Source organism: Kovacikia sp. CALU 1929 (genome assembly GCF_056784235.1).
This window is the reverse complement of the sequence record NZ_JBXBCF010000108.1, coordinates 33,591-46,334: the sequence shown is the minus strand read 5'-3', so window position 1 is coordinate 46,334 and position 12,744 is coordinate 33,591. Positions and strand designations below refer to the sequence as shown.

General features: G+C 50.1%; 17 protein-coding genes. 12 read left to right on the top strand and 5 right to left on the bottom strand.

The window, feature by feature from the left end:
- Positions 1-31: 31 nt before the first annotated feature.
- The 3 genes from AC1S52_RS30180 (at position 32) to AC1S52_RS30170 (ending at position 1,976) form a co-directional block, all read left to right on the top strand.
- Positions 32-757, top strand: a complete 726-nt coding sequence (locus AC1S52_RS30180) for an ACT domain-containing protein (protein WP_223047624.1) — start codon at positions 32-34, stop codon at positions 755-757.
- 122 nt (positions 758-879) lie between these two features.
- Positions 880-1,779 carry an alpha/beta fold hydrolase gene (locus AC1S52_RS30175; RefSeq protein ID WP_482032752.1) on the top strand — a complete coding sequence of 300 codons (900 nt, stop codon included), beginning with the start codon at positions 880-882 and terminating at the stop codon, positions 1,777-1,779.
- Between the two features lie 32 nt (positions 1,780-1,811).
- Positions 1,812-1,976 (top strand): hypothetical protein, encoded by a 165-nt coding sequence (locus AC1S52_RS30170; RefSeq protein WP_482032751.1) that lies wholly within the window; start codon positions 1,812-1,814, stop codon positions 1,974-1,976.
- Between the two features lie 390 nt (positions 1,977-2,366).
- Here AC1S52_RS30170 and tsaD read toward each other — a convergent pair whose 3' ends face one another.
- Positions 2,367-3,428, bottom strand: coding sequence for a tRNA (adenosine(37)-N6)-threonylcarbamoyltransferase complex transferase subunit TsaD (gene tsaD, locus AC1S52_RS30165; RefSeq protein WP_482032750.1), 1,062 nt, complete (start codon positions 3,426-3,428; stop codon positions 2,367-2,369).
- A gap of 163 nt (positions 3,429-3,591) precedes the next feature.
- Here tsaD and AC1S52_RS30160 point away from each other — a divergent pair, with 163 nt between their 5' ends.
- The 3 genes from AC1S52_RS30160 (at position 3,592) to AC1S52_RS30150 (ending at position 4,964) form a co-directional block, all read left to right on the top strand.
- Entirely contained in the window at positions 3,592-4,083 is a 492-nt protein-coding gene (locus AC1S52_RS30160; protein ID WP_482032749.1) for a Photosystem I reaction center subunit III, read from the top strand.
- Between the two features lie 38 nt (positions 4,084-4,121).
- Positions 4,122-4,250: a photosystem I reaction center subunit IX gene (gene psaJ / locus AC1S52_RS30155; RefSeq protein ID WP_482032748.1), complete on the top strand. Its 129-nt coding sequence runs from the start codon at positions 4,122-4,124 to the stop codon at positions 4,248-4,250.
- A gap of 228 nt (positions 4,251-4,478) precedes the next feature.
- The gene (locus AC1S52_RS30150) at positions 4,479-4,964 is read left to right on the top strand and encodes a photosystem I reaction center subunit XI (protein WP_482032747.1); all 486 of its coding nucleotides are present in this window, start codon (positions 4,479-4,481) and stop codon (positions 4,962-4,964) included.
- Positions 4,965-4,986: 22 nt separating this feature from the next.
- Here AC1S52_RS30150 and AC1S52_RS30145 read toward each other — a convergent pair whose 3' ends face one another.
- On the bottom strand, positions 4,987-5,757 hold the full coding sequence (locus tag AC1S52_RS30145; protein WP_482032746.1) for a DUF429 domain-containing protein: 771 nt from the start codon (positions 5,755-5,757) through the stop codon (positions 4,987-4,989).
- A 28-nt stretch (positions 5,758-5,785) separates the two neighbouring features.
- Here AC1S52_RS30145 and AC1S52_RS30140 point away from each other — a divergent pair, with 28 nt between their 5' ends.
- The 3 genes from AC1S52_RS30140 to ndhO all read left to right on the top strand — a co-directional run bounded on the left by AC1S52_RS30140 (position 5,786) and on the right by ndhO (position 6,771).
- A complete protein-coding gene (locus AC1S52_RS30140) occupies positions 5,786-6,166 on the top strand; it encodes a hypothetical protein (protein WP_482032745.1) in 381 nt (126 codons plus the stop codon).
- Positions 6,167-6,200: 34 nt separating this feature from the next.
- Positions 6,201-6,353, top strand: a complete 153-nt coding sequence (locus AC1S52_RS30135; protein WP_482032744.1) for a hypothetical protein — start codon at positions 6,201-6,203, stop codon at positions 6,351-6,353.
- A 169-nt stretch (positions 6,354-6,522) separates the two neighbouring features.
- Positions 6,523-6,771: an NAD(P)H-quinone oxidoreductase subunit O gene (gene ndhO, locus AC1S52_RS30130; RefSeq protein ID WP_482032743.1), complete on the top strand. Its 249-nt coding sequence runs from the start codon at positions 6,523-6,525 to the stop codon at positions 6,769-6,771.
- Positions 6,772-6,845: 74 nt separating this feature from the next.
- Here the strand turns inward: ndhO and tsaB are convergent, their stop codons facing one another.
- Together tsaB and AC1S52_RS30120 are read right to left on the bottom strand one after the other, a co-directional pair.
- Positions 6,846-7,487 (bottom strand): tRNA (adenosine(37)-N6)-threonylcarbamoyltransferase complex dimerization subunit type 1 TsaB, encoded by a 642-nt coding sequence (gene tsaB, locus AC1S52_RS30125; RefSeq protein ID WP_482032742.1) that lies wholly within the window; start codon positions 7,485-7,487, stop codon positions 6,846-6,848.
- A 172-nt stretch (positions 7,488-7,659) separates the two neighbouring features.
- Positions 7,660-8,331 carry a DUF3593 domain-containing protein gene (locus tag AC1S52_RS30120; protein ID WP_482032741.1) on the bottom strand — a complete coding sequence of 224 codons (672 nt, stop codon included), beginning with the start codon at positions 8,329-8,331 and terminating at the stop codon, positions 7,660-7,662.
- Between the two features lie 123 nt (positions 8,332-8,454).
- Here AC1S52_RS30120 and csaB point away from each other — a divergent pair, with 123 nt between their 5' ends.
- The 3 genes from csaB to AC1S52_RS30105 all read left to right on the top strand — a co-directional run bounded on the left by csaB (position 8,455) and on the right by AC1S52_RS30105 (position 10,444).
- A complete protein-coding gene (gene csaB / locus AC1S52_RS30115; RefSeq protein WP_482032740.1) occupies positions 8,455-9,528 on the top strand; it encodes a polysaccharide pyruvyl transferase CsaB in 1,074 nt (357 codons plus the stop codon).
- Positions 9,529-9,623: 95 nt separating this feature from the next.
- Positions 9,624-10,052, top strand: a complete 429-nt coding sequence (locus tag AC1S52_RS30110) for an NUDIX domain-containing protein (protein ID WP_482032739.1) — start codon at positions 9,624-9,626, stop codon at positions 10,050-10,052.
- Positions 10,049-10,444, top strand: coding sequence for a RidA family protein (locus tag AC1S52_RS30105; protein ID WP_482032738.1), 396 nt, complete (start codon positions 10,049-10,051; stop codon positions 10,442-10,444). The genes AC1S52_RS30110 and AC1S52_RS30105 overlap by 4 nt, the downstream gene beginning before the upstream one ends.
- A gap of 72 nt (positions 10,445-10,516) precedes the next feature.
- Here AC1S52_RS30105 and AC1S52_RS30100 read toward each other — a convergent pair whose 3' ends face one another.
- Entirely contained in the window at positions 10,517-12,193 is a 1,677-nt protein-coding gene (locus tag AC1S52_RS30100; RefSeq protein ID WP_482032737.1) for an iron uptake porin, read from the bottom strand.
- Positions 12,194-12,744: the final 551 nt, after the last annotated feature.

The following is a 12,744-nucleotide window of genomic DNA, read 5'->3' as shown; positions in this document are numbered from 1 at the left end:
CTTTCAAAATTGACGACATGAGTTCCTGATTATGGCTCTAGGCTTGAAGTCATCGACACTGGAGTTATTAAAACGCTTCAATCGGGCGTTTCCCCAGTTTTATGAGCAGTTTGTTAGCAGTGAGATTCAACTGCAAAATCTGAGGTTGGCATACCACCTGTATCGAACCAAGCAGGCAGTGATTGAACTGAAGCAAGAAGGCAGCAAAAGCGCGCTCCACTTTGCTTACCGCAACCAATCTTTTCTGCTCAGCGATATTTTTGGGGTTCTGGCTGCCTATGGGCTGACGATCCACAGCCTGAGCCTGTACGGGCAGATTTACCCGCCGATGCTGGTGTTCATTAAGCTGATTGTGTCTCGTAGTGGCAAGGCATTAACTGAAAAGACGGCGGAAAACGTCTGTCGGGCAATTCGGGAAGCTCTGGCAGGACGATTTGAAGTGGAGGAAATGCTGGCAGTCGAGTTCAATCTAGATGCCGGGTTGGAGCAAGTTGAGACAGAGTTTTACGTTGACCCGGTGTTTCACCTGCCAGCCTTGCTGATTGAAGCCGACAACCAGCCGGGTTTGTTTTATAAGGTGATGTATGCCATATGGCAGGAGGATTTGCTGGTCGTTAATGCAAACCTGCTGGTCTGGCGAGGTCGTACCCGTCTTATCTTGTATCTACTGGGACCCAACGAAAGTTTAATCCCAGAATATCTGGGACAGAAGATTGCAGAAGGAGTGAAGCAGAGACTTTTGGGGAGACGGTTTTAGTTGAAAGTGAAATGTCCTTTGTCATTCGTCCTTTGTCATCTATAAAGACTACTCACTGACCACTGACCACTGACTCATAGCCAACAACCGCCTATCCCCTTCGCGCAGGTTAGCATAGAGCTATGCCAACCATTGATATTACGGGCGTTTCACACGCCTACGATCTAACAGAGCCGACCACTTCGACCAATGTTTTAGTCTTTATCCACGGGTGGCTTCTAAGCCGCTGTTACTGGCAACCTTTGATTGAGCGGTTGTCAACCGAATATCAATGTCTGTCCTACGACTTACGGGGATTTGGTTGCTCCCAAGTTGCCTTAAGCTCAGAGGTTCAGCCGTCTTGCAGTCGCTACAGTTTGTCTGCCTATGCCTCCGATGTGGTGCTGATGCTGAAGCAGCTAGGGATTCAGCGGGCATGGCTGGTTGGACATTCCCTGGGAGGTAGTATTGCCCTGTGGGCAGCAGATCAATCGCCTGAAGTGGTTCAAGGGGTCATTTGCTTAAATGCGGGTGGAGGGATCTATCTAAAAGAAGAATTTGAGCGGTTTCGGGCAGCGGGGCAGCAGTTGGTCAAATGGCGACCACGCTGGTTGCGCTATGTGCCATTGCTGGACTTACTGTTTACGAGGGCAAGTGTGGCACGAGCGATCGCTCGCCCGTGGGGCAAGCAACGTCTGCTTGATTTTGTTACTGCCCATCCGGAAGCTGCTCTGGGAGCGCTGTTGGATTCAACCACCGAAGCCGAGGTTCATCGTCTACCCCAGATTGTTTCCCGTCTGAAGCAGCCGGTTTACTTCATGGCTGGGGAGCAAGATCCGATTATGGAACCGAAATATGTCCGTCACCTGGCAAGTTTTCATTCCCTATTTCAGACGTGGGGGGCAAACGTGATAGAAATTCCGAATTGCGGACACATGGCAATGGTGGAACAGCCTGATGCAGTGGCTGAAAAAATCCGCTTAATCCTTGCCGGTCAATGGTTTGAAGGAGAGAACATAGATTCTAGTCGATTACATCAATAATGTTTTAGAGATAGGAAAATCCTGGTTCCTGTATGGCGCTTGACATTATTGGTCCAACCAAACGAACGGCAATCTACGACGAAGATTTGCCGATGTTTCAAATGCTGAAAGACTTTGGGCTGAAGGCTCCGCAATTTGAAGTAATTTGGGAAAGGTTTTATCAAAACCCCCTGTGTGGATGCCTTCGCATGGCTTGAGGAGATTAAAAGACTACGTGAAGCTTATCTTCTAGCTCTAGGCAAAGCTAGAAACGTTCATACGGAAAATCCCGAACTCCGAAGACAAACCCTGGATAGATTGGGACAATCTGACCGATGGGTGGTGAGATTTGGTGAGTTAATCGCGGTTTGCGAGGATGCGATCGCAGCGGAGCAGGATCTTCAATTTTTGAGCGATTGATATTTAGTAGCTGAGTATTTACGCAGCCTAACAGCAATCTCATTGTTATCCATATATGTTGGCTCTACTTCTTAAACTTAATGACACTAAAGTAAGGCATTCATGGAAAAATTTGGAGGACTTAGCAAAGGTTTTAGACTTAACTCAGTTCTATTCAACTAAGTACAGCTTATCAGGCATCTTCAGGTTCAGCCGAGCGAGATTTCAGGTAAATTGTAAAGCTGCATCACATCTGAAATTGCCATGCGAGACTGGGCACCCAGGGTCAGGGGTGAGGTGTGTCCCCGCTCCAGGTGGTCGGCGGCGGCGCAGGCAATCATGGCGGCATTGTCGGTGCAGAACTTGAGGGGTGGAAAGAGAACCCGCAGGTTGTGAGCTTCAGCCGCTTTCTGGAGATGTTGACGTAAGCCACTGTTTGCCGCGACACCACCACCGATGGCAATTGTGTCGAGTCCATAGTCCAGGGCGCAGGCGATCGCTCGTTTCGTTAGTGCTCTAGCAACCGTCTCCTGAAAGCTGGCAGCCAGGTCTGCCACAGGCAAAGGCTGGTCGCTCTCTTGAAGTTTTTGAGTCAGCCGCAAAACGGCGGTCTTTAAGCCGCTAAAGCTGGAATCATAGCGGTGGAAGCCACCGTCTGGTAACGACACCTGACCTTCTGGCAGCGGAAAAGCCCTGGGGCTTCCCTGGGTTGCCAGTTGGTCGATGATGGGTCCACCGGGGTAGCCCAACCCCATCAAGCGAGCCACTTTGTCAAACGCTTCCCCGGCAGCATCATCGCGGGTCTGCCCCAGAATCTCGTAATGACCACAATCTTTGACATAGATCAAACTGGTATGACCGCCGGAAACCAGCAGACAGAGGAACGGAGGCTGCAAATCCGGTGCGGTCAGGTAAGAGGCATAGATGTGCCCTTCCAGATGATGTATGCCAATCAAGGGCTTTTGATGTAGCAGTGCCAGGGTTTTGGCAGCGGTCAGACCCACCAGCAGGGCACCCACCAGACCTGGGGCACAGGTCGCCGCGATCCCATCAATGTCAGACCAGCCTAAGTTCGCCTCCTCAAATGCCTCGGTCACTGCTCCATTCAACGTCTCCACATGCTGGCGAGAAGCGACTTCTGGCACAATTCCGCCATAACGTCGATGCAGCGGAATCTGAGACGAAACAATATTACTCAAAACGTGACGATTTTTAACAATCGCCACCGCCGTTTCGTCACAACTTGTTTCAATTGCAAGGATGGTAGCCATTTCCTGGTAATTTTTGGGGTATAGTCACTTCTTGTAGCTTAAAATCAATTGGTTTTGCTGAAAGCAGAAGAACGCTGCTTAATGGCGATCGCTTTGCTTTCTGTAAATCCTCTCTGTCTTGATACATGAAGTTTTTTGTTCTGTAACAAAGGGAAACAATTCCATGAGACGATTGTTTGCTCTAATTCTTGCCATCTCCCTCTGGTTTAGCGTCGCTCCAATGTCTTCCGCTAATGCCGCTCCCACTGGTCCTGTCCTCGTCCCCTGTAAAGAGTCCCCTGCTTTTCAGCAACGGATGAAGTCATCGACAAGCGCAACGGCAGCACGTCGCGCTCAGGCTTATGGCGATTTGCAGTGTGGTCAAGAAGGTCTGCCCCACCTGGTTGTAGACCCTGACTACGCTCACCTGGGCGAATTTGTCATTCCCAGTCTACTCTTTCTGCTGATTGCAGGGTGGATTGGTTGGGCTGGTCGCTCCTATATCCAGGCTGCTAAGAAGACGAGTAATCCAGAAGAGAAGGAAATCATTATTGATGTTCCTCTGGCAATTCAATGTGCCCTTGGTGGTGTTGTGTGGCCCCTTGCCGCGCTCAAAGAGTTCACCACTGGCGAATTGACCGCTAAGGACGATGAGATTCCTATCTCGGTCCGTTAATTCATCCGATGTTCTAAGGCAATTTTGGAGAGTCTTCCATGCAGTATTTCGTTAAGTATCTTTCCACCGCTCCGGTGATTACCGCGATCTGGTTAACCATTACGGCTGGCATTTTGATTGAGTTCAACCGTTTCTTCCCCGATATTCTGTTCCACCCCATGCCCTAGGGGTTTTCTCAGACGCTTGCAGGCTTACCCTGGTCAGCGTTCAATGGAAATCGTTCCTGTTAACTAGAAATTCGCAGTTACCGTAGGGTAGCTGCGATTTATTTTTTGTAACATATAGCAGGTGACCGCTAATTGGATGGAAGCCCTAATACAGCCAAGGTTTTGAATCAGTGGTTCAGATCTACCTGAATGTACTGGCTTCGTAAAACTTATTAAATTGAATGATTTATGCAAGACAAAGACATTAAAGTCCGTTCAAGCGGTCCCAGGAACCGAGAAGTGGTTCATGGATCTGGCGATCGCTGGGTGGGAAATCTGGCTACCCCAATCAATGCTTCGGCACTGGTAACCACCTATCTCAATCTACTGCCTGCTTATCGTAAAGGATTATCACCTCTGCAACGGGGTGTGGAAGTGGGCATGGCGCATGGCTACTGGTTAGTTGGTCCGTTTGCCCGGTTGGGTCCGCTGCGGGAAAGTGCGATCGCCAACTCTGTAGGGCTGCTTTGTGCGATCGTGCTGATTGGCATTTGCACCCTTGGCTTATGGCTCTATGCCCTTAGCAATCCCCCCATTCCTATAGCCAGTAACGTACCTGCCGCCTTCAAAACCTCCGGCGGCTGGACTCAGTTTGCCAATGGCTTTTTAGTCGGTGGAAGTGGAGGGGCGATCGTGGCATGGCTGGTTTTGGTAGGAGTCAGTCTATTAGGGTAAGTTGAGAATTGATAGTTGGGGCTTAGACCTCCGAGGTTTTCAAAACCTCGGAGGTCTGGGAGTCCCTCCCTAGCGGCACCACGATATACCCTTCCGTCCGATCGCCCAGAACCTGGTTTCGCTTTAGTCCCCAGTACCACCAGTGGGCAGCGATGTAGGCGCAGATGATGCTGTCTAGCTGGTCTTCCAGTGCCTTGAGGGCGGTTCCTTTGAGGGGGATCTCTGGTAGGACGATTTGGCTCCGGGCAAGGTCCAGGCTGGGTTCCAGGAGGGGAAGGCGATCGCAGATGTAGGTTCTGAGTTTTGCTAACTCTACCCGCCGTTCCGCTAAGGTTCCTTTTTTGTACTTCAAAATTCGCTCCAGCCCAAACAGATGGACGATCGCTGGATGGGGGAAGGCTTCGATCTGATAGCGACCGGGCTGCTTGGGTTCCATCAGGGGAGCGTGGTGAAATCCCCGTGCTTCCAGGCTTAAACCAAAGCCAAGGGTGCGTTCAGCAAAACGACTGCCCAGGTTAGCCGGGTAGCAACCCGCATGGTAGCGACCAAAGTATTTGTGGGCGAGGCGATCGGGGAGCCGCATTCCGGTCAGGTTGGGGATCAGAGTTGGAGCATCGACCGCAACCAGGGCAGGTTCGGGGTCAGGTGCCCAGGTATCGATCCAGGCAAGCACATCGGTAATGGCTACCTGCCGCTGTAAGTCGAGTAGCTCCAGCCTGTCCTTTTGCCACTCCAGGCAACAGAGTCCGCTGGCTCCTGTAGTCCAGCCGAAGTCAACTCCTAAAAATCTCATTTATTTTTGTATGCCAGAATAGGTAGAAATGTTTATCCAGCAGCTATCAGGAGTTTCAGCAATGGACTCAGATAATCAATCGGATCCTACGCCAAAACAGCCTTCAAGGATTGGTAAAGTAACCTTTGTTCTCTTCATTTTGTTTGCTGTAGGTTTGGCAGTCCTAAATCATTCCCCTCAATGGATTCTGCCCGCTCTAGTACTTCTTGCTTGGATATTCGCTTTAACTCCTCAACAAAGGATTGTAGGAATAGGTGCATTTCTGGCGGTGCTGATTTTATTGGGTATGGCAGTGGAAACTAAGGACCATAATCCAGTATTGAGCAGTAGTAGCCTCCTAGGTGCGCTTTTTGTATCTTTGGGGGCTGTGGCAGTTGTGGCAGTCCCCAGGATGCAGCTATTTCTGTAAAGACACTGCTACCGGACAAAAGCTCCCTACATTCATGGATTCTTTAGTGATGGCGGATACTGGAGCAACGGGCATGGAAACTGGAGTGATGGCGGTGGCTGCGGTGGAGATAGTGGCGGCAGTTGTGGGGATGGATAACTTAATGAAAGTGAGGTGCAACTTGGTAGCCGAGATCCCCGGCTTCTAAGAGAGGTTTACAAAGCTCGTCAGCAATGCAGTTAAGAAGCCGGGGATCTAAGTTTATGTTTATGTTCCTTGTTAGCAATCCCAAAAATCTTTAGCCTTTGGCTTCTGCCTTCTAACTCCTGCTCTCCCTTACAATTCATAAAGGAATTCATTAGTAGCACCTCAAAACTATGGCAATTAAACGCGGCGATCTGGTAAAGGCTGTCAAGGAAAAGCTGGAAAACAGTCTGGAAGCGAAAGCCAGTGATACTCGCTATTCTCCCTATATTTTTGAAACTCCTGGCGAAGTCGTAGATCTGAGTGGCGACTATGCTCTTGTCAAGTGGGGTATCGTCCCAACTCCGAATGTCTGGTTACGCCAGGATCAATTAGAGTCATTTAGCCCCAAACCAGCCGCCAGTAAGAAGGGAGAGAAGTGAGGAGTCGGGGGTTGTTAGTCATTGGTCATTGGTCATTGGTCACTCTCAATTCTCAACTCTCAACTCTCAACTCCTCACCCCTTCTCCACCGGATGCTGCCCATAAAATGGCAGTGCCTCTGACCAGTGGGGGCGGTTTCCATGTTGCCAGGAAAGATGAGCCAGTTCCAGCAGGCTGGTCACGGAATCTCCCAGTTCACCGTTGACTTCAACCAGATGGTAGGGACTTGTCCAATCCTCTAGAGTTTGTTGCCAATCTGCTGGATTCATTACCCCATCGGATAATAGGGATTTCAGCCCTAACCCATTGGAAAAGGGTTGATAGATAGCAGTGAAAAGTTCTCCTCGCTGGGCAGGCATCTGTAAAGCGATGTCTGATGGTTGGGGTAGCTGGTTGACGGTTGACCAGGCGATCGCCTCCAGGGTGGAAATCGCAAACAGGGGAATGTCTAATTGCTGTGCCAGGGTTCGAGCGGTGACCACTCCGATTCGAGTACCTGTGAAGCCTCCCGGTCCCCTGGCAACGGCAATCAATGCCAGATCAGACCAGCGTTGGGGTTTGAGAAACTCTGCCAGGTGAACATGCAGATGGGTTGATAAATCTCGTCCCAGATCCCAAACCTGGGAACGGCTATCTCCAGCAACGTTGCTGATAGCAAGCCCCAACTCTGGACTGGCAGTATGAATCGCTAAACCGTAGGAAGTAGACAATTGCATGAAGGATATTTGAATCGCACCTTAGCCGGAAACCCTTGGTGCCAATACAACTAATACCATTTCTTTATGAGGCTGCACTGAACAAGGGGCTTAAGCCCCTTGCCTGACAAGGGTTAGTTCTGCTCATCCTTAAATGAAATTGGTATAACAACTAACAACTAACAGCTAACAACTAATAATCTTCCTGCTCTAACATTTGCTGCCGTTCTATCACAGCCTGCCGGAAGCCGAGCACAACCAGGATATTTGACAGGGTTAGAAAGGACTCGGCACTCCCATGCAGCCAGTCCACATCCGCCAGGTTTTGACCATAGGCGACTTTGGCATAAATGCCCGCTGGAATAGTGACTCCTACAAATACCAGGGTCATGTAAAACCCGATTAGCGCCAGTCGAGGCATTTGGCGAGAGCGGGTAATGAACCAGAGAAATGCCAGGTAGGGAAATAGGGAAACGGCAAACAGAGTATCTTTGGAAATGGAAACCGCTGGGAGGAGGAACAGACTGGGCGCGATCGCCCCGCCCCTGACCCCAGTATTCTGTCCCTTATCCCCTGTTCCCTGCCTCCACAGCACCCAGGCGGCAATCATCAACGTCACATTTCCCACAACCGTCATTGAGGCTTGCAGCGTCACCAACCATGTCAGGGACTCTGGGTTGTCAAAAAAATGCCAGGTGCAGGCACACATGGCGCTCACCAGAGCAGGCAGCATCGCCAGCGAGAACCACCACCAGGCACGATTACCCGTTAATTCGCCATAGCGCCAGATGAGCCAGATAGCGGCAATCCATTCAATAACACTAGAGGTGTGGATGATCCAGGTAGGGATGGAGAGGGCGTGCATAGTGAGGTGAGGGGTGAGGAGAGTTGTTGGTTGTTGGTTGTTGGTTGTTAGAGCAGAGGGGAAAGGTTTTGAGTTTGGAACGCATTCCTCTAACTTAGAACTCATAACTCAAAACTCAACACTATGGGAACCGTGCGAGCGATTTTATGTGGATATTATGGGCAGGGTAATGGGGGAGATGAGGCGTTGCTGGCTTCGTTATTGCAGATGTTACCGAAGCATGTGCTGCCGCTGGTGTTGTCTGGGAATCCACAGCAGACGAGCGATCGCTACGGTGTGGCTGCCATCAACCGGAAAGATCCCCAGGCTCTATTGCGGGCATTCCGCCAGTCCCAGGTATTTATCTGGGGAGGCGGTAGTTTAATTCAGGATGCCACCAGTGCCATGAGTCCTCTCTACTACACCGGGCTAATGAAACTGGCTCAAATTTTTGGCTTGAAGACGATCGCCTGGGCACAGGGGATTGGTCCCCTGAAACGACCCTTCACCCGCTGGGCAGCCAAACATACCTTTGCCGGATGCTCGGTCGTGAGTGTGCGCGATCGTGGCTCGGCTGAGTTTCTGGCGGATTGGGGCATTCCTTTTACGCTGGCTCCCGATCCGGTATGGGCAATGGAGTCGAAGCCAGTCAGTGGACTGTGGGATTTGCCCGCACCCAGGGTCGCCGTGAATCTGCGGACCCATCCTTTACTGACTCCAACTAAACTGGCAAACCTGACCCAGGCTTTGATTGATTTTCAGAAAGCAACCCAGACCTGCATTTTGTTAGTACCGTTTCAAAAGAGCCAGGATCTGGCGATCGCCCAAACCATTCAACCCCAACTCCCCGGTCCCAGCCAGATTATCAGCCTGGAAGATCCCCAGCAGTTAAAAGGATTGTTTCGCGGGGTTGAGATGGCAATTTCCATGCGCTTCCACGGACTAATTATGGCTGCTGCCGAAGAGTGCCGCTGCTTTGCCCTCAGCTATGACCCCAAAGTCCGCCAGCTTATGCAAGATCTGTCTCTCCCTGGTTGGGAACTCACAGACATTCCAGCCAACCCCAACCAGATCAGCCAAACCTGGATCGAACAATATGCCAATGGTTCCCCCCTATCGAATGACCAGATTCAATTTCTGGTCGATCGGGCACTGATTCATGGAGAATTGTTGCAACAAGAATTGGGGCAAAGGGGAGAGGCAGGAGGCAGTTGTTAATTAGCGTTCATCTAAACTCAAAACCTCCGAGGTCTAAGTAACCTGACGATTTCCAACTCTCAACTCTCAACCCTCAACTTCTCACTCCTTACCCCATGACCTACCGCAATCCCACACCCGCTGTTGATATCATCATTGAACTGATTGACCGCCCTCACCGTCCGATTGTTTTGATCGAGCGGCTCAATCCTCCTTACGGTTGGGCGATTCCCGGTGGATTTGTGGACTACGGGGAATTGATAGAAACCGCTGCCCAGCGAGAGGCACACGAGGAAACGGGTTTAGAAGTCGAGTTGATTGAACAGTTTCACGTCTATTCCGATCCGAACCGAGATCCTCGCCAGCACACCATTGGTATCGTGTTTTTGGCAACTGCCCAGGGTGAACCCAATGCTGGAGATGACGCGAAGCACCTGGAAATCTTCGATCCCTGGCAAATTCCTAAAAATTTGTGTTTCGACCACGATAAAATTTTGCAGGACTATCTCCGCTACCGATTCTACGGACACCGACCACGATTATGACTCGCAAAATCATTCGTACCGATTCCGCTCCGGCTCCTGTAGGTCCCTATAATCAGGCGATCGCGGCAAGTGGGCAATTCGTCTTTGTGGCGGGACAGATCCCGCTGGATCCCGTAACAGGGCAAATTGTAGGGGATGGGGATGTGGCAAAACAAACCGAGCAAGCCATCTCAAACTTAAAAGCGATTCTGGAAGCGGCAGGTGCCACACTGTCGGATGTAGTGAAAACCAGTGTGTTTCTGGCAAATATGAATGACTTTGCTGCCATGAATGCAGTTTATGCCCAATATTTTGAGGAAAATACTGCTCCTGCCCGTGCCTGTGTCGAGGTTTCCCGATTGCCCAAGGATGTTCTGGTGGAAATTGAGTGTATTGCCGCGATCGCAGGTTAAGAATGGAAAAAAGCCCCTTTGTTACCGAGGGGCTGGTCTGATGTGAGGGGAATTTTAGGGCATTAATCCGATTTAGAACGAGAAGGTTGTCCGAATTAAACCCACATAAACGGTGTCGTTGTTGCGATTGTGTTCCGGGTTAAAGATTACAATCACTCCTGGTGTAATCGAAATATTCGGACTGACTTGATAGCGGTAAAGGGTTTCAACATGGATGGAAGTGTCCGAATTTTGACGAGTTCTGATGTCGTTATCCGTCACTTTGGGAGGCATTCCAACAATAATTCCACCCAAGTTGCCTTTCTTGCCCAGATCGGGAAACGCCAGGTTCACTGACCAGTTCCAAATGGTAGCGTCAGCACCTCGGTTAACTCCAGCTTCAGCATTTGCCTGAGTGAGTCCAGCCCAGCCTCCCAGGTTAAATCGAGGACTAATCAGCCAACTGGCAGTCGCGCCATAGGAATTAGTCGAAGTGGCAACCTGGTTAAATGGGCGTTGGGCGAAAGCGCTGCCAGTACTGCTTGTCGCATTTACATCAAACCCAGCAAAGTAATTGCGAACGTAGGTCGCTCCTACGCTGAAGGTTTTGCTGGGCGAAAAAGTGAGTTGGGCAAGGGCGCTATAGTTGCCGTCAAACAGTCCTCTTTTTTCCTCTGGGTTACTGGCATTCTTTGCCCGGTAAGCCAGTGCCAGAGTCAGAGAATCCGCAAATTTGTGTTCTAAAGCAATACCAGCACCTTCGGCTATTCGATACAGGGGACTGAAGCGCCCAAACCGGGAAATTGAGCCGGAACCATCACTTTGTAAGAATGGATTGAGTGGATTTGCGATATTTTCTGAACCGTAAGCATTCGCGATCAACCAGACTCGCGTTTTGTCTCCCAGGGGAAAGCGATAGAACAGGTCATCCACATTGACCTGATTTCCTTCATTTCCATCAAAGGCGAGTCGAGTCATGTTGGTTCCAGTTACATTACCGCTAAAAGGAGTAATGTTTCTTCCCTGGATGCGAACTCTTAGTTGATCTTTGCCCGTAAAGCTCGTATCAAAGTTTAAACGCGCTCGATTTGCCAGAATCGGGTTGTCTTGCAGTTCTCCTCCACCAGCGGCTTCATTGCCAAAGACACTTGCCAGGGCAAAAATGACTTCCCCTCTCAGTTTGGTTGTGGTCGAAAACTGTTGCCTTTCCAGGGTGGCAGTGCGAACTTCAAGAGAATCCACCCGACCGCGCAGGGTTGCCAATTCTGCGGCGAACTCTTCCTGCATCCGCTGAACTGCCAGCAGGTCTTCTTTGCGAACCAGATCGGCGGTGCCTGCCACAATCAATTCATTGATCCGATCCATGCAAGCGTTTAGTCCGGCGGCAAACTCGTAGCGGGACAGTGCCCGGTTGCCTCGATAGGTGCGATCGGGATAGCCCACAATACAGCCATAGCGCTCGACCAGGGACTGCAATGCCTGGAATGCCCAGTCTGTAGGGCGGACATCAGATAGCTGGGACACCGAAGTGACTTGAGCTAGGGAAGATTCATCTAGAGAGGGGGAACCCTCACCCACAGACATTGGGGAGAAATCACTTTGAGCGATCGCCCGCCCTTCACCTGGCTGACTCAAGGGGCGATCGCTAACTGGCGCTAAGACTTCTGCCTGCGGAGACAGAACTTCCTCAGCCCTTGTTTGAGCAGAGACCATTACTCCCAGGGCGATCGGAGTCGTTAGCAGCACACTATGCAGCAGCAATTGATTCATTGGCTTTGTTCACTCTCCCACCATTACAGAACTATTTAATTGAAAGTAAAACTCATTAATTCACTACGCTTTTATGCCCAACACAAAGCTAGCCCTGGAGTCCATCGACCTTAGACAAACCGCAGAAAACCTGTCCAGAAGTGATCTGACTGCAATGCAAATCAATCTGAAATTGCAGCAGAACACTGGACTATGCATCCTGGGAGGCACGTCTAGAGCGATAAAGCTCAGAGCTTATTGGCTAATACTCTCAAAAAAGTAGCTGGCTGAGGGTTGCTCTGTCAACATCAATTGCCAATAAGTTGCAATATTTATGCCTCGCACAATTCCCTATCCGCTTAAAAAGATCAGTCTCGTCATCAGCAGACCTGGGAAATCTCCGTTTAAGGATATAAAAAATAGCTAAAACCTATTTCCCAAAAGCATTCTGAGGCATGGCGAATTTTCTATCTTGAATGGTCATCATCAAAGCAATACAGAATTAAACTGATCGACAGGAATCCACTTGACAGTGGCCCTGATTTATCCTACTTTCCTTATTAGTAATCTAT

What these genes read in the sequence shown, in the direction of transcription:
- AC1S52_RS30180 (WP_223047624.1), top strand. Translation starts at nt 32, where the DNA reads ATGGCTCTAGGCTTGAAGTCATCGACACTGGAGTTATTAAAACGCTTC.
- AC1S52_RS30175 (WP_482032752.1), top strand. Translation starts at nt 880, where the DNA reads ATGCCAACCATTGATATTACGGGCGTTTCACACGCCTACGATCTAACA.
- AC1S52_RS30170 (WP_482032751.1), top strand. Translation starts at nt 1,812, where the DNA reads ATGGCGCTTGACATTATTGGTCCAACCAAACGAACGGCAATCTACGAC.
- tsaD (WP_482032750.1), bottom strand. Translation starts at nt 3,428, where the DNA reads ATGGCTACCATCCTTGCAATTGAAACAAGTTGTGACGAAACGGCGGTG.
- AC1S52_RS30160 (WP_482032749.1), top strand. Translation starts at nt 3,592, where the DNA reads ATGAGACGATTGTTTGCTCTAATTCTTGCCATCTCCCTCTGGTTTAGC.
- psaJ (WP_482032748.1), top strand. Translation starts at nt 4,122, where the DNA reads ATGCAGTATTTCGTTAAGTATCTTTCCACCGCTCCGGTGATTACCGCG.
- AC1S52_RS30150 (WP_482032747.1), top strand. Translation starts at nt 4,479, where the DNA reads ATGCAAGACAAAGACATTAAAGTCCGTTCAAGCGGTCCCAGGAACCGA.
- AC1S52_RS30145 (WP_482032746.1), bottom strand. Translation starts at nt 5,757, where the DNA reads ATGAGATTTTTAGGAGTTGACTTCGGCTGGACTACAGGAGCCAGCGGA.
- AC1S52_RS30140 (WP_482032745.1), top strand. Translation starts at nt 5,786, where the DNA reads ATGTTTATCCAGCAGCTATCAGGAGTTTCAGCAATGGACTCAGATAAT.
- AC1S52_RS30135 (WP_482032744.1), top strand. Translation starts at nt 6,201, where the DNA reads ATGGATTCTTTAGTGATGGCGGATACTGGAGCAACGGGCATGGAAACT.
- ndhO (WP_482032743.1), top strand. Translation starts at nt 6,523, where the DNA reads ATGGCAATTAAACGCGGCGATCTGGTAAAGGCTGTCAAGGAAAAGCTG.
- tsaB (WP_482032742.1), bottom strand. Translation starts at nt 7,487, where the DNA reads ATGCAATTGTCTACTTCCTACGGTTTAGCGATTCATACTGCCAGTCCA.
- AC1S52_RS30120 (WP_482032741.1), bottom strand. Translation starts at nt 8,331, where the DNA reads ATGCACGCCCTCTCCATCCCTACCTGGATCATCCACACCTCTAGTGTT.
- csaB (WP_482032740.1), top strand. Translation starts at nt 8,455, where the DNA reads ATGGGAACCGTGCGAGCGATTTTATGTGGATATTATGGGCAGGGTAAT.
- AC1S52_RS30110 (WP_482032739.1), top strand. Translation starts at nt 9,624, where the DNA reads ATGACCTACCGCAATCCCACACCCGCTGTTGATATCATCATTGAACTG.
- AC1S52_RS30105 (WP_482032738.1), top strand. Translation starts at nt 10,049, where the DNA reads ATGACTCGCAAAATCATTCGTACCGATTCCGCTCCGGCTCCTGTAGGT.
- AC1S52_RS30100 (WP_482032737.1), bottom strand. Translation starts at nt 12,193, where the DNA reads ATGAATCAATTGCTGCTGCATAGTGTGCTGCTAACGACTCCGATCGCC.